The sequence below is a fragment of the Helicobacter felistomachi genome (genome assembly GCF_030296895.1).
Lineage (GTDB): Bacteria > Campylobacterota > Campylobacteria > Campylobacterales > Helicobacteraceae > Helicobacter > Helicobacter felistomachi.
Genome location: NZ_AP028022.1, coordinates 1148980 through 1173125, shown reverse-complemented (window position 1 = coordinate 1173125; position 24146 = coordinate 1148980). Strand labels below are relative to the sequence as shown.

General features: G+C 46.3%; 19 protein-coding genes and 2 pseudogenes. 17 read left to right on the top strand and 4 right to left on the bottom strand.

Annotation, left to right across the window (positions count from 1 at the left end):
• Position 1: 1 nt before the first annotated feature.
• The 4 genes from mqnE (at position 2) to QUE23_RS06130 (ending at position 6210) form a co-directional block, all read left to right on the top strand.
• Complete coding sequence (gene mqnE, locus QUE23_RS06145) at positions 2-1084, top strand: aminofutalosine synthase MqnE (protein ID WP_286348202.1); 1083 nt, start codon at positions 2-4, stop codon at positions 1082-1084.
• Between the two features lie 200 nt (positions 1085-1284).
• On the top strand, positions 1285-3702 hold the full coding sequence (bamA, locus tag QUE23_RS06140) for an outer membrane protein assembly factor BamA (RefSeq protein ID WP_286348201.1): 2418 nt from the start codon (positions 1285-1287) through the stop codon (positions 3700-3702).
• An 8-nt stretch (positions 3703-3710) separates the two neighbouring features.
• Positions 3711-4760, top strand: coding sequence for a dehypoxanthine futalosine cyclase (locus QUE23_RS06135; RefSeq protein ID WP_286348200.1), 1050 nt, complete (start codon positions 3711-3713; stop codon positions 4758-4760).
• Positions 4761-4989: 229 nt separating this feature from the next.
• Positions 4990-6210 (top strand): M16 family metallopeptidase, encoded by a 1221-nt coding sequence (locus tag QUE23_RS06130; RefSeq protein WP_286349428.1) that lies wholly within the window; start codon positions 4990-4992, stop codon positions 6208-6210.
• Here QUE23_RS06130 and hypD read toward each other — a convergent pair.
• The 3 genes from hypD to hypB are packed head-to-tail and all read right to left on the bottom strand — an operon-like array spanning position 6203 to position 8263.
• Positions 6203-7303 carry a hydrogenase formation protein HypD gene (hypD, locus tag QUE23_RS06125; protein ID WP_286348199.1) on the bottom strand — a complete coding sequence of 367 codons (1101 nt, stop codon included), beginning with the start codon at positions 7301-7303 and terminating at the stop codon, positions 6203-6205. The two genes, QUE23_RS06130 and hypD, sit on opposite strands and share 8 nt — an antisense overlap.
• A complete protein-coding gene (locus QUE23_RS06120; RefSeq protein ID WP_286348198.1) occupies positions 7296-7529 on the bottom strand; it encodes a HypC/HybG/HupF family hydrogenase formation chaperone in 234 nt (77 codons plus the stop codon). Before QUE23_RS06120 ends, hypD begins: the two co-directional genes overlap by 8 nt.
• Complete coding sequence (gene hypB / locus QUE23_RS06115) at positions 7529-8263, bottom strand: hydrogenase nickel incorporation protein HypB (protein WP_286348197.1); 735 nt, start codon at positions 8261-8263, stop codon at positions 7529-7531. The genes QUE23_RS06120 and hypB overlap by 1 nt, the downstream gene beginning before the upstream one ends.
• A gap of 230 nt (positions 8264-8493) precedes the next feature.
• Between hypB and QUE23_RS06110 the strand changes: the two genes are divergently transcribed.
• The 13 genes and pseudogenes from QUE23_RS06110 (at position 8494) to QUE23_RS06045 (ending at position 22553) form a co-directional block, all read left to right on the top strand.
• Positions 8494-12930: a tetratricopeptide repeat protein gene (locus tag QUE23_RS06110; RefSeq protein ID WP_286348196.1), complete on the top strand. Its 4437-nt coding sequence runs from the start codon at positions 8494-8496 to the stop codon at positions 12928-12930.
• 36 nt (positions 12931-12966) lie between these two features.
• Entirely contained in the window at positions 12967-13284 is a 318-nt protein-coding gene (locus tag QUE23_RS06105; RefSeq protein ID WP_231623625.1) for a hypothetical protein, read from the top strand.
• Entirely contained in the window at positions 13284-13928 is a 645-nt protein-coding gene (locus tag QUE23_RS06100; protein ID WP_286348195.1) for a hypothetical protein, read from the top strand. The genes QUE23_RS06105 and QUE23_RS06100 overlap by 1 nt, the downstream gene beginning before the upstream one ends.
• Before the next feature lie 137 nt (positions 13929-14065).
• Positions 14066-14263 (top strand): hypothetical protein, encoded by a 198-nt coding sequence (locus QUE23_RS06095; RefSeq protein WP_286348194.1) that lies wholly within the window; start codon positions 14066-14068, stop codon positions 14261-14263.
• 124 nt (positions 14264-14387) lie between these two features.
• Positions 14388-15044, top strand: a complete 657-nt coding sequence (locus QUE23_RS06090; RefSeq protein WP_286348193.1) for a non-canonical purine NTP pyrophosphatase — start codon at positions 14388-14390, stop codon at positions 15042-15044.
• A gap of 353 nt (positions 15045-15397) precedes the next feature.
• Positions 15398-16453 (top strand): NAD(P)-dependent alcohol dehydrogenase, encoded by a 1056-nt coding sequence (locus QUE23_RS06085; protein ID WP_286348192.1) that lies wholly within the window; start codon positions 15398-15400, stop codon positions 16451-16453.
• Positions 16454-16577: 124 nt separating this feature from the next.
• Positions 16578-17002, top strand: a pseudogene (locus QUE23_RS10005) (NAD(P)H-dependent oxidoreductase).
• A 79-nt stretch (positions 17003-17081) separates the two neighbouring features.
• Entirely contained in the window at positions 17082-17654 is a 573-nt protein-coding gene (locus tag QUE23_RS06070) for a sugar O-acetyltransferase (protein WP_286348189.1), read from the top strand.
• Positions 17647-18864 (top strand): cupin domain-containing carboxymuconolactone decarboxylase family protein, encoded by a 1218-nt coding sequence (locus QUE23_RS06065; RefSeq protein ID WP_286348188.1) that lies wholly within the window; start codon positions 17647-17649, stop codon positions 18862-18864. The genes QUE23_RS06070 and QUE23_RS06065 overlap by 8 nt, the downstream gene beginning before the upstream one ends.
• A gap of 18 nt (positions 18865-18882) precedes the next feature.
• Positions 18883-19293 (top strand): MerR family transcriptional regulator, encoded by a 411-nt coding sequence (locus tag QUE23_RS06060; protein ID WP_286348187.1) that lies wholly within the window; start codon positions 18883-18885, stop codon positions 19291-19293.
• 81 nt (positions 19294-19374) lie between these two features.
• Complete coding sequence (locus QUE23_RS06055) at positions 19375-20364, top strand: alpha/beta hydrolase (protein ID WP_286348186.1); 990 nt, start codon at positions 19375-19377, stop codon at positions 20362-20364.
• A gap of 77 nt (positions 20365-20441) precedes the next feature.
• A complete protein-coding gene (locus tag QUE23_RS06050) occupies positions 20442-21425 on the top strand; it encodes an aldo/keto reductase (RefSeq protein ID WP_286348185.1) in 984 nt (327 codons plus the stop codon).
• A gap of 60 nt (positions 21426-21485) precedes the next feature.
• Entirely contained in the window at positions 21486-22553 is a 1068-nt protein-coding gene (locus QUE23_RS06045) for an aldo/keto reductase (protein WP_286348184.1), read from the top strand.
• A gap of 67 nt (positions 22554-22620) precedes the next feature.
• Here QUE23_RS06045 and QUE23_RS06040 read toward each other — a convergent pair.
• A pseudogene (locus QUE23_RS06040) lies at positions 22621-23852 on the bottom strand (aromatic amino acid transport family protein).
• Between the last annotated feature and the right edge of the window lie 294 nt (positions 23853-24146).

The window sequence follows — 24146 nt, the reverse complement described above, 5'->3', positions numbered from 1 at the left end:
CATGGATATATTAGAACAAGCCCTAAATGGGCAATGCACTGAGGCAAATTCATTAGCCAAGCTTTACGATTACGATTTATTTGTGTTAGCCAAAGAGGCGCACGCGATTCGCACGCAAATGCACCAAGATAAAGTGTTTTTCAACACCAACCGCCACATTAACCCAAGCAATGTCTGCCAAGATAGTTGCAAGTTTTGCGCCTTTTCAGCCAGCCGCAAGAACCCCAACCCCTACGAGATGACCCACGAGCAAATCCTAGAGCAAATTTCTAGCTCTTATGCACGGGGCATTAAAGAGGTGCATGTGGTGAGCGCGCACAACCCCAATTACGGCTATGACTGGTATTTTAAACTCTTCAGGGCGATCAAGGCTGCGTTTAAGGATTTGCACTTAAAAGCGATGACGGCGGCTGAGGTGCATTTTTTAAGCACGAAGTTTCACAAGCCCTACCAAGAGGTGCTAGAGGACATGCTACAAGCGGGGGTGGATAGCATGCCAGGCGGTGGGGCAGAGATTTTTGATGAGAAGGTGAGAAGGCACATTTGCGCGGGTAAGGTGAGCTCTGCTCGATGGCTTGAGATTCACCGATACTGGCACTCTTTAGACAAGATGAGCAACGCGACCATGCTCTTTGGGCATGTGGAGAGCAGAGAACACCGCTTAGATCACATGCTCCGCTTAAAGCACGCCCAAAGCCCGGCGCATAAAGTAGAGGCAAAAGAGGGGGGCTTTAACGCTTTTATCCCCCTGCTTTATCAAAAAGACAACAACTTTTTAAAAGTGGAGCATAGCCCGAGCGCGGTGGAGATTTTAAAGACCATCGCCATTGCCCGCATTGTGCTCTCAAACATCCCCCACATCAAAGCCTACTGGGCGACTTTAGGGCTGAACTTAGCCCTAGTGGCCCAAGAATTTGGGGCAGATGATTTGGATGGGACAATCGAGGTGGAGATGATCCAATCTGCCGGAGGGGCCAAGAGCAAAAAAGGGGTGTGTAAGGAGGATTTGATTTATCAAATCAAGGATGCGCGTTTTCAGGCCATTGAAAGGGATAGTTTATACAACCAAATCCAAGCATGGTGAAAAAGTGTGGTTTCTTATTAATTTTTTGTTTACCAAAATGTTATTTTTGGGTATAATACGCGGGTTGCAAAAGCCAAGTGCAAGGATTCCGCATTAAAAAGTTTTTTACAGTTTGCCTGGTTTGGCTCGGTCAATTTTTCTCACCCTTAGACGCTGCAGAGGAACGAATCACCAGCGTTGAGTACAAAGACCTTTCGTATATGTCCGACATGCTCGCCAATGAGATTGTCAAAATCAAAGAAAACGACATTTTGGACCTCAAGGCGGTGGATGAAGCCGTCTTGGCTCTTTACAATCAAGGTTACTTTGAAGATGTCTACGCCACTTTTAAAAAGGGTAAATTGACTTTCCATTTCAAAGAAAAGCCCCGCATCGCCAGCATTGAGATCAAGGGCTATGGGACGGAGAAAGAAAAAGAAAATCTTTACAACCAAATGGGGATCAAAAAGGGCGATACTTACGATGAAACCAAATTAGACAACGCCAAATATATTTTAAAAACCGCCCTGGAGCAACAGGGCTATTATGGCAGCGTGGTGGAAGCGCGCACAGAGAACCTAGCCGGCGAGGGGGCTTATCGGATCATCTTTGATGTCAACCGCGGGAACAACATTTACATCACTAAATCCGTCTATGAGGGACGCAAACAGCTTAAACCCCGTCTAGTAGAGAGTTTGAGTGCCAACAAACAACGCGACTTTATGGGTTGGATGTGGGGCTTAAACTCGGGTAAATTACGCTTAAATGAGTTGGAGTACGACTCCATGCGCATCCAAGATGTCTACTTGCGCAATGGGTTTTTAGATGTCAATGTGTCCGCGCCTTTCTTGAATACGAACTTTGGCACACACAAGGCCAAACTTTACTATAAGGTCAAGGAGGGGATTCAATACCGCATTTCAGGCATTGAGATCAAGATCAATAAGCAGGTTGTGCCGATGGCCAAACTCTTAAAATCCATTAAAATCCACAAAGGCGAGGTTTTTAACATTGAGCACATGCGTGCAGATGCCCAAATTTTAAAAAGAGAGGTTGCCGACCAGGGTTATGCCTTTGCAGTGGTCAAGCCCGACCTAGACAAGGATGAAAAACACGGCAAGGTGAAGGTGATCTACCACATCGAAACGGGGGATATGGTCTACATTAACGACATCATCATCTCAGGCAACCAGCGCACCAGCGACCGCGTGATTCGCCGCGAGGTGTGGCTAAGTCCCAAGGAGCGCTACAGCCTGAGCAAAGTCGCCGCCTCAGAAAACGCTTTGCGCCGTTTAGGCTTTTTCTCCAAAGTGAAAATTGAAGAGCGCCGGGTCAATAGCCAGCTGATGGACTTGTTGGTGAATGTGCAAGAGGGGCGCACGGGGCAGTTGCAATTTGGGCTAGGTTATGGCAGCTATGGGGGGCTCATGCTCAATGGCAGTGTGAGCGAGAAAAACCTCTTTGGTACAGGACAAAGCATGAGCTTATACGCCAACATCTCCACGGGTGGGGGCAATAAAAACTACGGCATTCGGGGCAGCGGACGGATGTTTTCAGGCAACTTGACTTTAAGAAACCCGCGCATTTTTGACAGCCGCTATAGTTCTTCTATTAGCCTTTTTGCGGAATACATCATCAACTACAACTATATCCAGCAAGGGGGGGGATTTAGCGTGAGTGCAGGGCGCATGATCACCAACACCTTTAGCATGAACTTGGGCTACAACTACAGCATCAATAAAATCCTGGGCTTCTCCAGCCCCTTGTATGAGATGTTTTACAGCAGCCAAAACACCGTGATCAAATTTGATGGTGTGCCCTTTAAGGGGCCTAATGGCCAGGTTTTGCACGGCTTGTGGGATCGCAATTACAATATGCCTAGCACGAGCTCATTCACGCTCAGCACACGTTTTGACAACACAGATGATTATTACTTCCCTAGAAATGGCTTCACTTTCAGCAACTACACCACCATGTCGGGCTTGCCCTCAGACCACCCCCTCAACTCGTGGAACGGACTGGGCGGGAATGTCCGCAATACCAAGATTTATGGTAAGTTTGCCGCCTATAAGGACCTTAAAAAATACTTGCTCGTGGACTTGATCGCCCGCTTTAAAACACAGGGGGGCTACATCTTCCGCTACAACACAGAGGATTACTTGCCCCTAAACTCTGTGTTCTATATGGGGGGTGTTACCACCATTCGGGGCTTTAGAAACAGCTCGATCACACCCAAAACCAATTTGGGCATGTGGGTGGGTGGCGATGGCCTTTACACCGGTTCAGTGGAGCTAAGTTATGGGCTCTTAAAAGCAGCCAAAATGCGCTTGGCGTGGTTCTTTGACTGGGGCTTTCTGACATTTAAAACTCCTAACAAAGCCGGAGGCTTTTGGCAACAAACCTACGCGACTGATGTGGATTTTAAAGATTATGGCGTGGTCGGCGCGGGCTATGAGCACGGCACTTGGCGGGCTTCCACGGGCTTACAAATTGAGTGGGTTTCGCCCATGGGTCCTTTAGTGCTGATCTTTCCCATCGCTTTCTTTAACGAATGGAGCGACAAAAAGGGTTTGTGGTTTAACCCCAATTTGCACGACTACACCCAACGCTTTGCTTTCTCAATGGGTACGCGTTTTTAGGAGAATACATGCGCCTTAGCAAAACAGCATTACTAGATTACATGGCCAACAAGCCCTTAAAAGAGTTGGGGCGCATGGCACTGGCTAAAAAACAAGAGTTGCATCCGGAAAACACCACGACTTTCATTGTGGATCGCAACATCAATTACACAAATATCTGTTTCGTGGATTGTAAGTTTTGTGCCTTCAAACGCACACTCAAAGACAAAGATGCCTATGTCTTGGACTTTGACACGATCGATCGCAAGATTGAAGAGTTGATCGCCATTGGGGGGACGCAAATTTTGTTTCAAGGTGGCGTGCACCCGCAGCTGAAGATCGATTACTATGAGAACCTAGTCGCCCACATCGCTAGGAAGTTCCCCACGATCACCATCCACGGCTTTTCAGCGGTGGAGATCGATTACATCGCCAAAATTTCTAGGCTGTCTTTGCAAGAAGTGTTGGAGCGTTTAAAAGTAGCGGGTTTAAGCTCCATTCCTGGGGCGGGGGCGGAGATTCTAAGCGACCGGGTCAGGGCAAAAATCGCACCCAAGAAGCTGAGTGCGGATCGTTGGATTGAAGTGCATAAAGAAGCCCATAAGCTTGGGATCAAAAGCACGGCGACCATGATGTTTGGCACAACCGACACGAATGAGGACATCGCTGAACACCTGGAGCGGGTGAGGAATTTACAAGAGGAAACGGGGGGCTTTCGTGCGTTCATTTTATGGAGCTTCCAGCCCGATTTCACGCCTTTGCAACAGGAAATGCCCCACATTAGAAAAGCCAGTTCTAACCGCTATTTGCGCCTGTTAGCCTGCAGTCGGTTATTTTTAGATAATGTTAAAAATATCCAAAGTTCTTGGGTAACACAGGGGGCGTTCATTGGGCAGTTGGCTCTGCTCTTTGGGGCGAATGATTTAGGGAGTGTGATGATGGAGGAAAATGTCGTGAAGGCGGCGGGCACGAGCTTTTGCCTAAACGAGCAAGAGATGGTGCACTTGATTGAGGACATCGGCAGCAAGGCGGCCAAGCGCAACACCGCTTACGAAATTTTAAAACGCTACCATGTCTAGCAAAGTCCGTAGTGCGCGCTATGTTTTGCTCTTAGCCCTAGTGGCTCTGCTTCTCATAGTGTTTGGAATTTATCAGGGAAAGGGAGAAAACAACATGCCAATCAAAACAAAGACACACGAAAAAACCACACAGGTGATTAAACGGGATCAAGTGGGTGAGGGGATGCGTTATTTTGAGGTCAAGGGGGTGAAAATCCCTGTGATCTACGAGGACAACCACATCTTGCCCATGGGAACGATCAAGTTGATGTTCATGGGTGGGGGCAATATCATGGACAAGGATAAATACGGCCTCTCAAAGCTTAGCGCGAGCATTTTAAACGAGGGGACCAAAGAGTTAGGCAGTGTGGCCTTTGCCGAGCAGTTAGAGCAATTAGCCATCACTTTGGATGCGGACATCCGTCTGGAGTCTTTGCACATTGACCTGAGCTTTTTAAAAGAGTATGAGGACAAAGCCATCGGTTACTTACACGATCTCTTGCTCTCGCCCAACCTCACACCCAGCACCCTAGCCAAGGTCCAACAGCGCATGGTCGCCGCCGCCTTGAATAAAGAGAGCAATTTTGACTATGTGGCACAACTGGGGCTCAATGAAATTTTATTTGCCGGCACGCCCCTAGCGCATCCGGCCACCGGCACACCTAAAAGCATTAAATCCATCTCTTTGGATGATGTCAAAAAACGTTTAGAAGACGCGCTAGACATTGAGCGCTTGATCATTGTCGTGGGCGGGGATTTGGATGTCGATAAGACCCTTGAATCTTTAAAACCCACTTTAGAGGCCTTGCCCTCCAATAAGCCCTTTTTCACCCCCTACTTTGACACCGCCCAAAAGCCCGAAACCAAGATCATTTACAAGGACAGCCAACAAGCCTACATTTACTTTGGCTCACCCTTCCACATGAAAGACCTAGAAAAAGACATGCCTTTAGCTAAAGTGATGGGCTTTGTGCTGGGCTCTAGCGGCTTTGGCTCGCGTTTAATGGACATCATTCGGGTCAGAGAAGGCTTGGCTTACAGCGCGTACATGCGTATCCAACTCTCGCGCATCATCAACTGCACCACGGGTTACCTGCAAACCAAACTAGAAAATCAAGACAAGAGCATTGCTTTAATCAAAAAGGTGATTAAAGACTTCGTAGAAAAAGGGATCACCCAAGAAGAACTGGATGGGGCAAAAAAGTTCTTGTTAGGCTCTGAGCCCTTGGCTAATGAAACCATCAGCAAACGACTCACCAGCAAGTTCCACAATTTTTATTTAGGGTTGCCCCTAGATTACGACATCACCATGCTTGAGCGCATTAAAAAGATGACTCTGAAAGAAATCAACGACTACATCAAGTCCCACACGGAGATCAACGACATAAGCTTTAGCATCGTGACCATGGACCCTAAAAATCCTAAATACAATAAGCTCGTAGGCAAGGAGGAACAAAAAGAGGCTAAGTGAGGTATTTAAAATACGCCGCACAAGCCCCCTCAGAGCTCACCATACACGCCCCCACCGGGTGGCTAGGCGTGCAAGCCTTGTTAAACAAAGTGCAGTCTAGGGGTTTAGCGCGCCCTTTTAAAATCTCCCCACAAAGGCAGTTTTTAGGCTCGAGCCCGCCCGCCTTGGGTAAAACTTGAGTAAACACCACTTCTGCGTCAAAAGCCGCAAACTCAGGGCGCATTTGCATGGCAGAAAAGGGGATTTGCCCCAGCCCCCGCCACGCAAAAGCTTCCCGCACTTGCATGGTTTGAGCGATCAAGCTTTGCGCCTTTAAATTGCCTTCAAAGCTCACTACACGGCTATATTGTATCTCTAACAAGGCTTGTTCTCTAGTGGCTTGGCGCACAATGCGTAAAATGCCATCTAAGACATCCACGGGCTCAAAACCTGCCACAACAATAGGGATTTTAAACAGATCAAGTAGGGGTTTATAAATCTTGGCCCCCGTAATGACACTCACATGTGAGGGGGCGATCAGGGCATCGATTTTGGAGTTTTCTAGCACGGCTTGCACGCTGGGGGGGACGAGCACATGGTTATTGTGGATAAAAAGATTTTTTAGCCTTTTTTCTTTGGCTTGCAATAAAAGGCTAGCCGTCATGGGTGTGGTGGTTTCAAACCCGATCGCGACAAATACGACCTTTTTATCGGGGTTTTGTGTGGCAATTTCTAAAGCTTGCAAGGGGGCATAGACAAAACGCACATCAGCCCCTTTTGCCCTTAAAGCTTGCAAACTGCCGCTACTCCCGGGCACACGCATTAAATCCGCCAGGGTGATTAAAATTGTATCTGGCATTTGGGCCAAAGCGATGGCTTCATCGATGCGCAGTTTGGGCATCACACACACGGGGCAGCCCGGGCCGTGCACAAAGTCTAAAGGCGTTTCTTGCAAGAGATTTAGCAAACCATAGCGCATTAAAGCGTGGGTATGCCCCCCACACACTTCCATGATTTTAAAGGGGGCTTTGAGCGAGGCACTCTCCTTTTTAATCTGCCCCACAAGGGCTAAAATAGCATTTTTGTCCCTAAAAGAGTCGATTAGATCAGGCATCTTGCTCCATTTTGGCAATCATTTCCGCGTAAAGCTTTAGGGACTCTAAGGCTTCTTTGGTGTCGATCTTGCCCACCACAAAGCCCACATGCAAGAGCACAAAATCCCCCACCTCCAAAGGCTCATCCATTAAGTCTAAACTTGCCTCTCTTTGCACGCCCATCGTTTCTAACACCGCCACATTGCCCCGAAGGGCAACGACCTTAGAGGGGATTGCTAGACACATTAAAAGGCGTGGATGGATTGGTAATTCTCAGCCCGTCTTGAAACAATGAAATCTTTAAAAGCTTCTAGGCTAGCTCGATCTTTAGAGCTTAGGGTAAAAATGGGGGTGTTTGGCTTTAACTTATCCATGTCCTCTTGCACCTGAGAAATCCTAAAGCCAAAGACGTCCATGAGATCCGCTTTACTCACCACCACCGCATCGGCACATAAAAACATGCTAGGATACTTCAACACCTTGTCATCGCCCTCTGGCGTGGAGAGCAAGACGATATTCATCGCCGCGCCCAAATTGTAGCTAGAAGGGCAAACCAAATTGCCGACATTTTCAATCACCAGATAATCACTTTCAGCGATCGCCCCCTTGTCTTTTAAAATGTCATAAGCCCCCTCTAGCATCGCTGCCTCCAAGTGGCAGGCCTCCCCTGTGGTGATTTGCTGGGCGGCGACATTTTTCTTAATCAAGCGGTCAGCGTCTCTATTAGTCTGTAAATCCCCCTCAATCACACAGAATTTAAAATCCTTGAAAGCGGCTAAATTCTCTAAAAGCGTGGTTTTACCGCTCCCAGGCGAGCTCATGAAGTTGAGCACATACAGCCCATCGGCCATGTAGCGTTCCTTCATCTCAAGAGCTTTTAAATCGTTCTTGCTTAAGATTTTCTCCACAACTTTGACATCTTTTTTACTCAAATTGGGGTTGTTATTAAGGCTTTGTTCTCTTGTCGTTGCTTCGATCATGTTTAACTCCTAATTTTTAAATCCCCCATGTTAACATAAAAAGTTTTAACGATCGATCATTTTTGCCCCTTTAGTTTCTCTTAAGTTTTAACCCACTAGAATTTTCTTTTATCTTTAAAAAAAGGACACCTATGTTTAACCTTAGTCGCTTTGTGCGGGGGGGGGGGGGGTAACTCTCTCTAGTGTTGTTGCTTTAAAGGCTGGCTGGCTTGGCTTTGTGGGGGTAGAGCATGTTAGATACACTACAAATCGCCGAGCAGTGGCAGGCAAATAGCACCACGCAAGCCATCACAGAGTTAAATAAACTTTACACCACTTTAAAAGAGGGGTATGAAAAATACGCCCCAATCGAGCATAAATGGGTTTTACAAAACAGGACCTTTAACTCTAAAAACGAGGCACTTGACAAGCTTTCAAGGGTTTGCCAAGAAGAAATTTTGCCCCTTTGCGCGTATCTAGCTCCCGAAGATGCAGACTTACAAGCAGCGCAAGAGGTGTTGGAAAAAGGGCTATACAGGTATGGATCTTTAGAGGACTACCAAGCCCAAAAAAGTAAAATCAAAGAGGCGTTTAGTGCCCTTCAACAACATTTAGCCCCCTTTTTACAAGATGTACCGCAACTCTCACAAACCGAACAATTGCATGGTTGGTTTGTTTTTGTGGAGTTGGCAAGGGTTCGTTGTTTAGAGGCGTGGAAAAAGTTTTCCAAGCTCTATAAGGAGGATTGCAAGACAAAGGGGGAGAAAAGGGTTAATTATGTGGATATGCGGGAGGCGACTAAAGAGGCTCGTGAGGACTTTAGTCAATCTCAGGATCTTTTAAAAAATGGTGTTAAACAACTGTGGGCGAGTGCTGACCGCTTAGTGGGGGTGGTGGCGCTACGCAAAGGGGGATATGTCAGCTGTAATGATGAAGGCTTACAAAAGCTCTTGAAACTTAAAGAAGCTGTGCAGGCTGTGGCGAGCAAAGACTCTAAAATCCTAGAGATTAAAAAGACAGTGGAGCAAAAAATCGCTCTATGCCAAGAGGAATTGCCTAAGTGTATCGCCCTTTTAGAACAAATGGGAGATATTGGAGATTGGTATGATGAGGATTATTGGGAGCGAAGGAAAAAGCAACAGAAAATTGAAGAACCCTTTGGGAACTTGAGAGAGAGTTTAGACGCAAACATTGAAGCCTTGCTTAGAGCGTGCGATGCCAGTTTAGGCGTGGCAGTGGCACGCCAAGTTTTGTGGGTTGACAAGGCATGGGTGTCGTATTTGTATGATGAGTCTGGCTTTAAAGCTACCCTAGAAAAGGAAGTGTTAAGACCTTTAGAGCAAAATTTTAAAGATTTGGGGCTAAATCTCAACCCAAAATCCGCCCTAGATGCACTTAAAACCACATTGCAAGAGAATATAGTCCAAATCTCCACAGCCATTAAAGAAATTGATGAAGTCCATCAAGAACTTGTTAAAGAGGGGATTGTTACAAACAAAGACATTAACGCCCTTTGCGACCCTTTAAAGCCGGGCTTAGAGCCTTTAGAGGCGAGTTTAAAGGCGTTTGTGGCGAGCAGTGGGGATGAAAATATTGTCAAAATGGGCGAAAGGGCTTTAAACAATGTGGGGTCTGTGTCAAAACTAGAAAAATCTTTGCCACTCATAGAGGGCATTTTAAAAGCAAGTGGTGCCAATCGCCCACAATCTACGGCGATGGACTTGGCGCAAATCCGTGCCTTTTTGGAAGAAAGCCTACGCACAGAGCTCAAACGCAACAGCATTTGCGAGCATTTGGGTAATTTTGAGAGGGAATTAAAAACCTTGCAAGAGCGGGCACAAGAGTTGCAAATCGCCCTGCATAATGACCTAGAAAAAGAGCCCGACACCGAAAACTGCCAAAAAGCCTATGAAAACGCCCAAGAGTCTCTAAAAAATCTCTTGGAACTCTTAGACTCCGCCACTTCTAAAGAGCTAGAGGCTTTAAGTGTGGAGTTGGAGGCTTGGGAACAAGATTTAAGAAATCAAGCAAAAACCTACTATCAAGAGGAAGAATGCCAAGAGAAAACCCTAAAGGGTAAGGCATTAGAGGAGGCTTTAAAACCATCCAAAGAGAAGTTTAGACAAGGGGTGCTAGAGGTGTTGGGAGCACTAGAGCCTAAAATCTCTCGGTTACACACCGCCCTAGATAATCTTAAAGCTAGCCCCTATTTTAAGGGTTTGATTAAACCCCTTTGGTTTTATCAAGGTGATAATTTGAAAGCCTATGAAGACTATCTAGCAGCAAGCCAAAAGAATAACGCTGAAGCCTTTTTGGAGCTAGGCAAGATGTTCTTAAAGGGCGTGGTGGTGGTGTGCTCTTTAGAGAAAGCTAGAGAGCATTTTAAAAAGGCGACCAGCTTAGGCTCCATTCGGGCACTAACATGGCTGGGGCTCTCTCATATACCTGAAAATCCTAAAAAGATGAAAGAGGAAGATACTAAAAAAGCCACAGATTATCTTAAAAAGGCTTCACTTTTAGGCGATGGCATGGCAGAGGTGGGGCTAGAAAGGCTCCACTATTTTGGTGAAATCAACTGGGATAACAATAGGGTTCATTTGATCGACTGGGTTAGAGATGTTGAGGCAACGCTACTGAGTAAAGAGGTTGAGGGGGAGCGTGGCTACCTGAAGCACTTTTACGCAGGTGTTTACATTGATAAAGAGTGCGGCGTTGACACCGAATATAGGGAAAGATTCATTGACCCTTTCTTTGAGGAAAATGATAATGATTTAGACACGCCTTTAGTTGATGAGGGCTTTTGCGCCACCATGCAAGGACATGATGCCCACTTGCATTTAAGTCGGCTCAAAACCATTGAAGAGGTCTATGGCAAGCCCAAAAAAGATGACTATGACGATGCGTATGGCAACGCCGAAGGTGCCTATTCAAATGGCATCGCTTTAAGCAGTGGGCGTTGTGCCTTAGAATTAGCGCATTTGGAGTTAGAACAACTCAAGCACTTTAAAATGAATCCACAAAAAAAACAAAATGCCCTTTTGGAAGCCAACCACAGAGCGATTGGTTATCTTAAAAAGGCGCTAGAGTGGGGCTACACGGCGGCTTTAGATTCTCTTGGCAAAAGACTGGGAGATCAACAAAAACATTTAAAAGAAGCCCCCAAACACCCCTTACACGCTTTTTTAGCTAAATACGAAAGCGATTTTAAAGAGGTGGAGGCGATCATGCCCAGCTTCATAGACAAGTTTGTTGCTTTTGGAGGCAAGTTGGATGCCAAAGCCCACTTTTCACCCACATTTTGGCAACACCCAGAGTTAAAAAACCTAGAGGTCAAGGCAAAAGAAAAGCCCAAAAGCACCACAAAACCCCTATGGAAATATGGCAAAGACACCAAACAAGCCTTTAAAGATTACATGGAGGCTAAAGAGACAGGCGATGCTAAGGCGTGGCTGTATTTAGGGGTGATGTGCTTGCAGGGCGTGGTGGTCTTACCGGATCTTTATGCGGCGCAGGTGTGCTTTGAAAAAGCGAGGGATTTAGGCGAGCTTTTGGGACACTATGGCTTGCATTTGGTGGCGGGCCTTGACAACGCATGCGGATCGTCGCTCTTTAAGCATACCTGTAACTACCAACATCCCCTACAGCTTACAGAAATACAAGAGGGCTTGGAGCGTGTTTTCCCCTTAGATAGTTCCATCGATTTAGAGGCTCTTAAAAAGGCTTTGAAAGAGACAAGCGACAATTATTATTGTGTGGCGGATTGGGAGTGGGTGTTTGGAGAGGGGGCAATACGGGGCATATGGAATCATGGTGACGATGTCGTTGATGATGACGACGATGATGACGACGATGACGATGACGATGACGATTGGGACGACGACGATGATGATGATGACGATGGGATATACGAGTATTGGACGCAGGATAGACTGGCAGACATTTTAGAAAAAATGCAAGCCATATATGTCAGTGGTGCAGAGGATCAGTCCCTATATGCATGGAGAGGGCTGTTGCGCATGAATCAGTGGGAAGAATGTTGGGGCTTGGACTTTATGAAACGCTACGAGCAGGTCAGCACCCTGCGCTGGGAATCTAATGAAGCTTATAAGGATATCCAATACGCCATCGAACATGGGTTTGTGGATGGGTATTATTTCTTGGGGGCGTGGAGGAGGCAGAAAGTCCACTGGCAATCTGGCTTTTATTGGTCTTTACAATTCATGCGCAAAAAATATGGCGATGGGGGCGATGGAGGTGGAGGAGGGGATGACGATCTTTGTGAATATTTGGATGAGTTGTTCCCCGAAGACCCCGAAGATGATGGCAAAGAGTTTTACGCTAAAAAATGCCAGAAGAGTTTAGAAACAGGGGCTAAGGCGGGCTCGGTGTTGTGTGCTGTGGCGTTGGCAAACAAGTTTTTGAAGCAAGAAGATACAGATTTTAACAAGGCTCAAGAGTTGCTAGAACTGCTCACGCCCTTTTGGGAAGAACAACGCCACTATGGGGCTTTAGCGATGTTGCTTAAGCTCCTAGAGGTGCAAATCCCCCAATGCCAAGACAAACAAGCTCAAAAGCTGCAAAATAGGCTAGATGCCTACCTCGCCCATTTAGAAAAAATGGGTTGCGATCCTGGTGCATTGGAAGACAATTACAATGACTCTGAAGTGATGTCGTGGATGGTGTTTTAAGAGGCAGAAAAACAACAAAAGAATCAAGGATCACAGATGAAAAAAGAATACATAGAAATCACGCTAGAGATTTTAAAAGAGGCCAAAGGTCCTGTGTCGATTTACGACCTTTACGACCGCGCTGAAGAGCTATTGAAGGCAGGCAAAATCCAACACATGTATAAAAACAGCCAAAGGGCATCTTATCCCATCTCTCAAGCTTTTAGAAAGGGCGAAGACTTGCCCTTTGTGAAAGTTGCCGACTTTCCCATCACCATTGCGCTGAAAGAATATGCGGGGAATATGATCGTGGAAAACAATACACAAGCCAAACCCAAAAAAACGATGACTACGAACGCCGGTTACACCCCTTAGTGGCTTACTTTGCCTACCATAAATGGGGCACACACACCAAGACCATTGATCACACCAAGGCAATCAAGGCAAGGGCGGGCAAATTTGAATGGCTTTATCCCGATATGGTCGGGGCGAGCTTTGCCTATAAGGGCTTTGAGCCCGCTTTGCGTGATTTTGTAGAAAAGTTTGACAATTTGCCCTTAAAACTCTTTTCTTTTGAACTTAAACAAGAGATCACTTTAGGTACTTGCAGGGAGTATTACTTCCAAGCCATCAGCAACAGCTCTTGGGCGCACGAGGGTTACTTGGTGGCAGAGAAAATCAACACACAAGACAACGACTTAATGGACTTGCTCAAACGCTTGCATGCCAGCTTTGGCATTGGGGTTATTTTGTTAAACATCAAGGACATGCTCAAAAGCCAAGTGCTTTTAAATGCCCGTTTTAAAGAGAGGTTAGACCACACCATGCTAGGCGAACTGGCTAACAATAGCCCCGATTTTCGAGATTTTTTAAAAACCTTGATTCTTTACCACAACACGATTACGATGGACATGAGCGGACACACCACATTTCCGGGGTTTGATCCAGTGCTAAACTCCAAGAGCCTAGACGCGTACATCAAAACGGAGATTTTAAAAATCGAGCTCCAAGAGGAGTAGACCACTTTAACCCATGAAAGGAGCTGTGCATGTTGAGTGCTTTACCCCCTTAAAAAGTTGATAAGCCCTTATGGGCTTGGTTTGGGTCGGTTGTGAGAAGTGAAAATGAAATTTGAAGATAAATTGAGGAGAAAAAAATGGCAATTGCATCAGCACAAGTAAAAGGCTCTACACTCTTTGTGTACGATGAAAAAAACCACACATTGTTCACAAAAGTTATGGGTAAAAGCGACCAGTTAATGGGTTACACCTCTGGTGCTGTAACTGTCAAAATGCATAATACGATTTACACCTATGATGAAAAAGGACACACGATAAGCACTCGCCCTGCTTAAGTCTTAATCCGCCCCACTTAGGGCACGCCTTTAGGATAGCTAGGCTACCCACAATACAAATGGACTGAACAAAAACAAGCAAGCAAAAAAGTACAACTTAGGCCAAATTGGCTAGAATGCGTGCGTGTTACCTTTAATCTTTTTTAGCAACAACACCCATAAAGCCGCCGAAGTGCAAGCCATTTTAGGGCAGGAAGTTTTAGCCTACACGCACTTTTTAGGGCGTGTGGAAGTGATAGAGAATGGAGACAGCTTTGAAAAAAACGCCCACTTAAAAGCCCAAGCCCTGTATCCACTTTTAGCCGATAAATTACAAGACTTTTGCGTGCTGGCCGAAGATAGCGGGCTGTGCGTGCAGGTTCTAGGGGGCTGGCCGGGAATTTACAGTGCGCGCTTTGCAGGCATTCAAGCAAATGCTAAAGAAATCGCCAAGGGTGCTTTTATCCCCCCTAGCGTGTCTTGCAAGGATATGGAGAACAACCGCAAACTTTTGGCGTGCCTAGATGAGCTCAACTTAAAAGAAAGCCCTGCTAGCTTTGTGTGTGTGGCGGTGCTGTGTGGGCGTGTTAGGGGGCAAGAATTTAGCCAAAGCTTTAGGGGAGAGTGCTTTGGCAAAGTCGTTAAAGCCCCCCTAAAGCCCAATGCCTTTGGCTACGACCCGCTTTTTATCCCCAAGGGCTACAGCCAAACCATAGATACTTTAAAAGAGAAAAACCACATCTCACACCGCTTTTTAGCCTTAAAGCAAGTGCAAGAGTTTTTAAAAACTTTAGAGGCTTAAAACCCCCTTAGAGCCTTTATGCTCCACATACTCGCAATAAACTCGTATTTGTAGCCCTTGCAAAGATCCAAGACGCAACACATCAACATGCCACCCCCCTTGGGAGCAAAATGCGCCCAATCCACACCCACAATACGTGCCAAAAGTACTTAGACATCGCCTACGCCACACAATCACTAGCCCAAAAATTAGACATTTACCTACCTAAAGTGGGCACAGTTTAACCCTACGCCCCTTGACAAACACTAGGTGTCGGGTTTTATAATATAGAGTGCCCAAAAAATTTTGTTGTTTGTGTTGTGCAAGTTTAATTTTTTAGGTGCAGTTTTTTATCATACTTTAAAAGGACAAACATGCAACGCATCGAAGCCAAAGGTTTTGCGATTCATTCCAAAGATGGCAAGTTTGCCAAGCACGCTTTCACACGCCACGCTGTGGGGGAAAAAGATGTCTTGATCGACATCCACTATTGTGGGATTTGCCATAGCGACATCCACTCTGCTTACAGCGAGTGGCATGATGGCATTTACCCCATGATCCCCGGGCATGAAATCGCAGGGGTCGTTCAAGAAGTGGGCGCACAAGTGCATAAATTTAAAGTGGGCGATAAAGTGGGCGTGGGTTGCTTTGTCAACTCTTGCAAAGAGTGCACCCCTTGCCACGACCACCACGAACAATTTTGCCACAAAGCGGTGTTCACCTACGATTGTAAAGACCACTTCCACAACGATGAACCTCACATGGGGGGGTATTCTAATTGCATTGTCGTGGATGAAGACTATGTGATCCGCGTCCCCCACGATGCCCCTTTAGAGAAAATCGCTCCCCTGCTTTGTGCGGGCATCACCACTTACTCGCCTTTAAAATTCTCTAAGGTCAAAAAAGGCTCTAAAGTGGGGATTGCGGGCTTTGGGGGACTAGGACATATGGGTTTAAAATACGCTTTAGCGATGGGGGCGGAAGTGAGTGTGATCGGGCGCAGCAACGCCAAAAGAGAAATGGCGTTAAAAATGGGTGCTAAGCACTATTACAGCGATGTCAAAGACGCAAAGGGGGCAAATTTAGATCTCATCATCTCCACCATCCCCACCCCCTACAGCATGACAGACTACTTAAATGTGCTCGCCTATGGGGGGGAATTTGCCATTGTAGGCCTACCCCCAAGGGACAACCCAATCACGCTCAGCGCTTCTAACTTTGTGTGGCACGCCAATAAAAAGGTCTATGGCTCTTTAATCGGAGGGATTCAAGAAACTCAAGAAATGCTAGATTTTTCCATCTTACACAACATCTACCCCGAAATTGAGCTGGTGACAGGTCAGGACATCGACAGAGTGTATCACGACCTCACCCACTCTAACGCCCAGTTCCGCCATGTCATTGACATGAAGAGGTCGTTTGCTGATTGAGGCATCTAGCCCTAAAACCCACAATAAGGGGGTGCTTAGTCTAAGCCCACCCCCCACACCCCCCTTTGACAAACATTGGGTGTTAGGTTTTATAATCTCGTATCTTAAATATCAAGGAGTTTTTATGTCCCTTTTAGTCATCTTAGCCCACCCAGACCTAGCCCACTCACGGGTGAATAAAGCTCTCAAAGAAGCTTTAAGCTCTACAAGTGTGGAGATCAGCGATTTATACGCCCAGTATCCAAACTTTGACATTGACATAGCAGGCGAGCAGGATAAACTCATCAAGCAAAAAGCCTGGTGTTTCAATTCCCCATGTTTTGGTATTCTTGCCCTGCCTTACTCAAGCAATACTTTGACGATGTGCTGACTTATGGCTTTGCCTACGGCTCTAAGGGCAAAGCCTTAGCAGACAAAACATTTGCCCTTGCCATTAGTTTAGGGGCGCGTGAGGGGGATTTTCAAGGTAAATTTAGTTTAGAAAGTGTTTTAACCCCTTTAGGGCCATCAGCCACTTCATCGGCACCAAGTATGCAGCACCATTTTTAACCTATGACACCGGCAACTTGAGCGACACCGCCCTACAAGCCCAAGCTAGAGGCTATCAAGAGTGGGTTAAGGGGCTGGCGTGAGAGATATTTTTGAGCGGGATTTAAGAGGGGAGATGGTGAGTATGGATGAGCCCGAATTTCCTAAGCTTTATGGCGTGATCACCAACGCCCAAAAACTCATACACAAACTCAACACACAAGAGTTAAGCCCTGAAGAGATACGGGCCTTGATGGGAGAGCTGACGGGCAAGCCCTTTGATGCCACAAACACGATTTTACCGCCCTTTTATGTGGATTTTGGGCGCAATATCAACTTTGGTAAGCACTTTTTTATGAACTCTGCTTGTAGTTTTATGGATCGGGGAGGGATTGACATCGGCGATCATGTTTTCATCGCTCCCAAGGTGTGTTTAACCACGATTAACCACGACTCCAATCCCTACAACAGACGCACGACTTTTTGTAAGCCCATTGTGATTCAAGATCGGGTGTGGATCGGCATCAACGCCACGATTTGCCCCGGGGTTACCATCGGGGAAAATTCCATCGTAGGGGCGGGGGCGGTTGTTACCAAAGATGTCCCACCTAATGTCATTGTGGGGGGCAATCCGGCCAAAATCATTAGGCATATAGAGGTGCAGCATGCGTAAGGCTTTGGCTTATTTATTTTTCTCTCTTGCCCTACTCGGGGCACACACACAGCACAAAGGACAGAGCATGCAAGAAGTGCATAGACAAGCGGAGTTTCAAGAATTTCAAGGCACAAGCGACAAATTCAGCGGTAAGGTGCGTGTCCAAATCTTGTTTGGACCTAATCAATGGCGCAATTTTAGCGGGGGGATCGTGCATTTTAGTCCTAAAGCTAGAAGTGCATGGCACACCCACCCTGCAGGGCAAACCTTGTTAGTTACAGAGGGCGTAATTTACACGGGCACAGCCGACGGAAAAGTGAGCGTGGCGCACAAAGGCGATGTGATCTCTTGTCCGCCGGGAGTCAAGCACTGGCATGGAGCGGGGACACATACAAGCGGGGCGCATTTAGCCCTAACGGGGGATAAAAACGGAGAAAATGTCAAGTGGCTAGAAAAAGTCAGCGACACAGAGTACAACAAGGCGATAAACTCCCTAAAGCCTGCCAAGAATGCCTTTAATCCCTTTGCAAATAGCCCTTTAAAGAACGACTCGCAAATGTATCACACCTTCAACCATTTTGCCATGCAAGAGGCTTTTAAGACTTCGGGCTTGAGCGTGCCCGAATACAGCCAAATTTTATTAGCATCCTTAGTGGCTCTAGGCTCTGTACCCGCTTATGCGGGCGCGCTAGAGAGTGCGCTAGAGCATCAAGTCCGCCCAGTGGCTGTTCAAGAAATTTTATACCAAGCGATTCCCTATGTGGGCTTTGCACGGATGCAAGGCTTCTTAGAAACCACAAACCATGTTTTCCAAACTAGAGGGATTCACCTAGATTCACAAAAAGGGCTTTCATATACACAGAGGGCGCAAAGGGGTTTGGCGATCCAAAAAGAGATTTTCGGGCAAGTGATAGACCACATGAACGCTAACGCTCCTAAAGATGAGGCGCATATTTATCAATTTTTATCCGCGAACTGCTTTGGCGACTACTACACGCGCAAAGGGCTAGATTTACACTTTAGAGAGTTGCTGACTTTTGTTTATTTGCTCTCTTTAGGCGGAGCTGATAGCCAGCTAAAAGCCCATGTACAGGGCAATATCAACATGGGAAATAACCGCCCCAAACTCATTAGTGTCGTTACAGCCCTGATCCCTGTTATTGGCTACCCTAAAGCTCTAAACGCCCTAAAAGCCCTAGATATAACCACGGCACAACACAAAGAATAACATCCCAAAAGGCAGCACATGGCATACACAATCATAGAAGTAGAAAGACAAACGGGCATCTCTTCACGCAAAATCCGCTTTTGGTGCGATAAGGGGCTCTTCCCCTTCGTGCAAAGCGATTCAAACGGCGTGCGCTACTTTTCTAAAAGTGACATCGCGTGGGTGCAGTGGGTGCAGTGTTTGCGTGCATGTAACATGCCCCTAACAGAGATTAAAAATTATATCAATCTATCCAAACAAGGGCTAAAAAGCGCACCACAACGCAAAGGCATTTTACAAAAGCAACTTCAAACCCTGCGCGCCCAATTAGACACCCTGCAAAAGGCCGAGCAAAAAATCGCCCATAAAATCACGCTTTACACGCAAATGATCGAGGAGCAAAAAGACTTTTTAAACCCCTTAAGCCCCGCTTATAAAGATTCAAAATAACACTTAATAAAAGACAAATGCTCTTTTGCTATAGTAATGCGCCAAGCCTTGAAGAGTAAAAACTGAAAAATTGGAGTTTTCATGTATCGATTGAAAGTTTTTGGGTTAATGGCATTAGCCACGCTTGCCCTTGCAAAAGATCTAGACAAGACACAAAATACCCTAGATCATATGCCACCCCCTTTGATGGGCAAAATGCATCCCCTCAACACGCAAAATGTGGGGCGCAAATACCTAGACATTGCCTACGCCACACAATCGCAAGCCCAAAAGCTAGACATCTATTTACCTAAAGCGAGCAAAGCCCCCTACCCTGTGATCTTAGCCATCCACGGGGGTGGATTTGCCTTTGGGGACAAGGCTTCAGGGGAGGTTAATCCCCAAATGCACGCTTTGAAGCTGGGCTATGCGGTGGTGAGCGTAAATTACCGCCTTTCCAAAGAAGCTACATTCCCTATGGCGATTTACGACCTTAAAGCCGCCGTGCGCTTTATTAAAGCCCACGCCACGCAATACCATTTAAATCCAAATAAAATCATCGCGTGGGGGGATTCGGCTGGGGGCAATTTGGCTTCTATGCTAGGCACAACGGCGTTTCACTCCGAACTAGAGGATTTAAGTATGGGGAATGCCAAACAAACAAGCCAAGTCAATGCGGTTGTGGATTTTTATGGCCCCATAGATTTTAAAGTGATGGATACACAATTCAAGCAAAGCGGGCAACAACCACGCAGAAAACACAGCGTCAACACCCCCGACTCAGCAGAATCGCGATACATGGGCATTGCAATCCCTAAAATCCCCTATCTTGTGGAGTTTGCCAACCCCGCCAGCTACATCTCTAAAAACACGCCCCCCTTTTTTATTATGAATGGCTCTAAAGACCCCATTGTGCCGACAGAACAAAGCGTGCTTTTTACGAAGGCTTTGCAAAAGGTGTTGGGTAAAGACAAGGTGGTTTATATCCAATTGCCCGGCGTGGGGCATGGCGGCCGGGCCTTTGAGGAGCCTAAAAATTTAGCCCCCATCTTTGCCTTTTTAAAGAAGTGGCATTTAGCCCCCTTGCATTAACTTAACTAAACCCCCTTGACAAACACTAGGTGTCAGGTTTTATAATCCAAATCCTATCCAAATTTTAAGGAGAACACATGCAAAAACGACAATTAGGGTCTTTTCAGGTGAGCCCTTTAGCGCTAGGGATTATGGGGATGAGTTTTGGGTATGCAGGGGTGCATGGAAAAAAGGAGATGATCCAACTCATCCACAAGGCTTTTGAGCTAGGGATGAACTTTTTTGACACGGCTGAAGGCTACGGGGCTTACAATGAGGAATTATTAGGCGAAGCGATCAAACCCTTTAAAGATCAAGCGATCATTGCGAGCAAGTTTGGCATTTATCAAGAAAAAGAGGGGAGTTGGGATTTACGCCTAGATTCGAGCCCTAAGCGCATCCGCCAAGCCTTAGAGGGGAGTTTAAAACGCCTAAAAGTGGAGTGCTTAGACTTGTATTACCAGCATAGGGTCGATCCAAAAGTGCTCATTGAAGAGGTCGCTTCTACCATGCAAGAGCTCATCAAAGAGGGCAAGATCAAGGCGTGGGGCATGAGTGAAGCGGGCTTACCCAGCCTACAAAAAGCACACCAAATTTGCCCTTTAAGCGCACTGCAAAGCGAATACTCATTGTGGCACCGCGCGCCTGAGAAAGAGATTTTGGGTTTTTGTGAGGCAAATCACATCACTTTTGTGGGTTTTTCTCCTTTAGCTAAAGGTTTCTTTGGGGGCAAGATGGCTAAAAACGCCACCTTTGCCAAAGAGGACTTTAGAAGTGTCGTGCCTAAGTTTAACCCTGAGAATTTAGCACAAAACTACGCTTTAGTGGAGTTGCTGCAAGACACCGCCAAGAGCAAAAACGCCACGCCCGCCCAAATTGCCCTGTCTTGGATTTTACACATGCAAAAGGTAGTGATCCCTTTATTTGGCACGACCAAAGAAGAACGCCTAGTTGAAAACATCGGGGCTTTAAGTGTGCCATGGCAAGAGGGCGAACTCAAAGACTTTAACAAAAAGCTAGAACAAATCACCATAGTCGGAGAGAGATACCCGACAAATCTTAATGACAAGGTCGGCAAATGAAACAGCCTAACAACTCAAAACGCCGAACACTCTTGGCGAGTGCGCTCATCGGGGGGTTCTTTGCTCTCTCTTGGCATGCTAGAGGCTAGGGGGCATAAAGGCGCGCCTAAAAGTGCGCCCAAAAAGCGTTTTTTAGGCAAGTTAGAGGTTTCTTGTTTGGGGCTTGGCGTGCAAAACATGGGGCGCAAATACGACACTTCTGTGCCCTACCGCCCCGAAATGATCGCTGTGATCCGCCGGGCTTTTGAGGAGGGCGTAACTTTATTTGACACAGCTGAGGCTTACGGACCTTTTGAATCGGAGAGGATTTTAGGCGAAGCCGTTGCGCCTTTTAGAAAAAAAGTGGTGATTGCGACCAAATTTGGCTTTGACATCGATCAAAAAACGGGCAAGCGCGGACCCGGTCGCAACAGCAAACCCGAACACATTAAAGTAGTCGTGCATCATATGCTTAAACGGCTACGCACCGACTACATTGACCTACTCTACCAACACCGAGTCGATCCAGAGGTGCCGATTGAGGATGTCGCTGGGGTTGTGGGGGATTTAATGCGACAAGGCAAGGTTTTACACTGGGGGTTGTCAGAAATGGGGCTAAATACCCTAAGACGCGCCTACGCCACCTTGCCTGTGAGTGCCGTGCAGAGTGAGTATTCTATGCTTTGGCGGGGACCTGAAGAACATGTTTTGCCTTTGTGTGAGGAGTTGGGGATTGGTTTTGTCCCGTGGAGCCCACTAGGCGTGCAGTTTTTAACGGGCTGGATCGATAAAGATACCCGTTTTGCAAAGGGGGATTTTAGAGCGTTAGAAAGCCGTTTTGCGCCCGAAAATCTCCCTAATAATTTAAAATTAGTCCATTTGTTGCAAGAGTGGGCGTTAAAGAAAAACGCCTCGCCCGTCCAGATTGCCCTAGCGTGGCTCTTGGCTAAAAAACCCTACATTGTGCCCATCCCCGGCACCACCAATAAAGATCACATGCTGGCTAACACCGCTGCTAGCGCGCTCACATTAAGCCCTCATGAAATGCAAGAGATCGACACCGCCCTAAATGCCATCAACATTCAAGGCGCGCGCTTGCCCGATTTTGTGCAAGCGTATTCAGGGGTAGAAGCCCCGCTCAAAAAGTAGGGTCAATTAACCCCACGCCGCCACTTAAGAATGCCTTGAAGTGTTAGTGGGGTTTTAGCCCACAATCTTAAAATAATCGATAGATGGCGGTTGAGATTGTAACCAAACCAAAGAACAAAATAAACAGGTTCTGCCATAAATTTTTATATTTGTGTAATTGTGGGAATTTATAGATGGCATAAAGGGGCATTAAATAAAGGATAATGGCTAAAATGGGACCACCGATGGACTCAATGATTTCTAAGACACTAGGATTTTTATACGCCACAAACCAAGCCACGAGAAATGTAATCCATGCGGTGATCTTGTTTGCACGAGATAGAGAGATTTTTTGATTTGTGGCATAAAACAAGATTCGATTTAAACCTTCGCGCACCCCTAGATAATGCCCGAAAAAGGATTTTCCCATGGCGACAAAGGCGATGACGGGTGCAACCAGCGCAAAAGTTTTCATGTCTTTAAAGTGGTTGGCTAAGTAGGACAAAATAGGCAGATTTTGCTCTTTGGCTTCTTTAAACTCCATAGGGCTTAAACACATGGCGCAAGAGAAAACAAAAAACATCACCGTAACAATCATTAAAACATTGCTCCTGGCAATGATGTTAGAAGCCTTTTGATCCGCCTCCTCCCCATAGGTTTGCTTACAATGCACGGCAAGAGATGAGATGATGGGCGAGTGGTTAAAAGCAAACACCATCGTGGGTAAAATCAAGAGCATGACCATTCCTAAACTCTCCCCCCCCACGCCATTTAAGCTAATGTGCGCAAAAAGTGCGTTGTTCCATTTAGGGATGAGCCACAAGGCGCTAAAGACCAGCACGGCAATGAAGGGGAACACAATGGCGGACATGGTTTTAACCACAACCTCTTCACCAAAGCTCACCACGAACATTAAAACACCCACCGCCAAAAAAGAGAGCAACAAGCGGTTGGGCTCAGCCAAGCCCAATTGATGCACAAAAAAACTACTGATATTATTCGTGATCCCCACACTATACACGAGCAAAATGGGGAAAATTGCAAAGAAATAAAGCAGGGTTAGCAGCACCCCCCCAAATTTGCCAAAATAATTTTCCCCCACCACTGTGATGTCATCGCTCTTATCCGACCCGCCCAGCACAAAACGGCATAGGGCGCGGTGTGTCAAAAAAGTCAAAGGAAATGCAAGCACGAGCATGACAATCAAGGGGATCAAGCCCCCATCCCTGTATTAATGGGTAAAAATAACACCCCAGCACCAATGGCTGTGCCATAAAGACTTAAGCTCCATATCGTGTCTTCTTTATTCCATTTAGTCATCGCATCTCGCCTTGAAGTTTTTACAACCGAACATTTTAGTCTATTTTTGTGGAGAAAAAATGGAATGATCGCGACTTTTTTACAAAAGTAGACTTAGTATGCCACCATCTCATTTTTCCCTAGAATGGAACTAAGGCTTAAGGAGCTTTTTTGGGGGCAAATTTGACAAAACGCCATTTTTACCAAAAAAGGATTTTAAATGTGCCTTTTCTAAATTTAACCCCAAACCACGCCCTACAAGAGAGCGCACGAGAAACCTTTAATCAAGAGTTCGAAAAACTACCATATTGGGGA

Bases quoted from the DNA above. Each gene is read 5' to 3' on its own strand.
- QUE23_RS06110 (WP_286348196.1), top strand. From the start codon at position 8,494: ATGTTAGATACACTACAAATCGCCGAGCAGTGGCAGGCAAATAGCACC.
- QUE23_RS06105 (WP_231623625.1), top strand. From the start codon at position 12,967: ATGAAAAAAGAATACATAGAAATCACGCTAGAGATTTTAAAAGAGGCC.
- QUE23_RS06050 (WP_286348185.1), top strand. From the start codon at position 20,442: ATGCAAAAACGACAATTAGGGTCTTTTCAGGTGAGCCCTTTAGCGCTA.
- mqnE (WP_286348202.1), top strand. From the start codon at position 2: ATGGATATATTAGAACAAGCCCTAAATGGGCAATGCACTGAGGCAAAT.
- QUE23_RS06095 (WP_286348194.1), top strand. From the start codon at position 14,066: ATGGCAATTGCATCAGCACAAGTAAAAGGCTCTACACTCTTTGTGTAC.
- QUE23_RS06135 (WP_286348200.1), top strand. From the start codon at position 3,711: ATGCGCCTTAGCAAAACAGCATTACTAGATTACATGGCCAACAAGCCC.
- QUE23_RS06055 (WP_286348186.1), top strand. From the start codon at position 19,375: ATGTATCGATTGAAAGTTTTTGGGTTAATGGCATTAGCCACGCTTGCC.
- QUE23_RS06120 (WP_286348198.1), bottom strand. From the start codon at position 7,529: ATGTGTCTAGCAATCCCCTCTAAGGTCGTTGCCCTTCGGGGCAATGTG.
- bamA (WP_286348201.1), top strand. From the start codon at position 1,285: ATGTCCGACATGCTCGCCAATGAGATTGTCAAAATCAAAGAAAACGAC.
- QUE23_RS06085 (WP_286348192.1), top strand. From the start codon at position 15,398: ATGCAACGCATCGAAGCCAAAGGTTTTGCGATTCATTCCAAAGATGGC.
- hypD (WP_286348199.1), bottom strand. From the start codon at position 7,303: ATGCCTGATCTAATCGACTCTTTTAGGGACAAAAATGCTATTTTAGCC.
- QUE23_RS06130 (WP_286349428.1), top strand. From the start codon at position 4,990: ATGGGAACGATCAAGTTGATGTTCATGGGTGGGGGCAATATCATGGAC.
- QUE23_RS06060 (WP_286348187.1), top strand. From the start codon at position 18,883: ATGGCATACACAATCATAGAAGTAGAAAGACAAACGGGCATCTCTTCA.
- QUE23_RS06065 (WP_286348188.1), top strand. From the start codon at position 17,647: ATGCGTAAGGCTTTGGCTTATTTATTTTTCTCTCTTGCCCTACTCGGG.
- hypB (WP_286348197.1), bottom strand. From the start codon at position 8,263: ATGATCGAAGCAACGACAAGAGAACAAAGCCTTAATAACAACCCCAAT.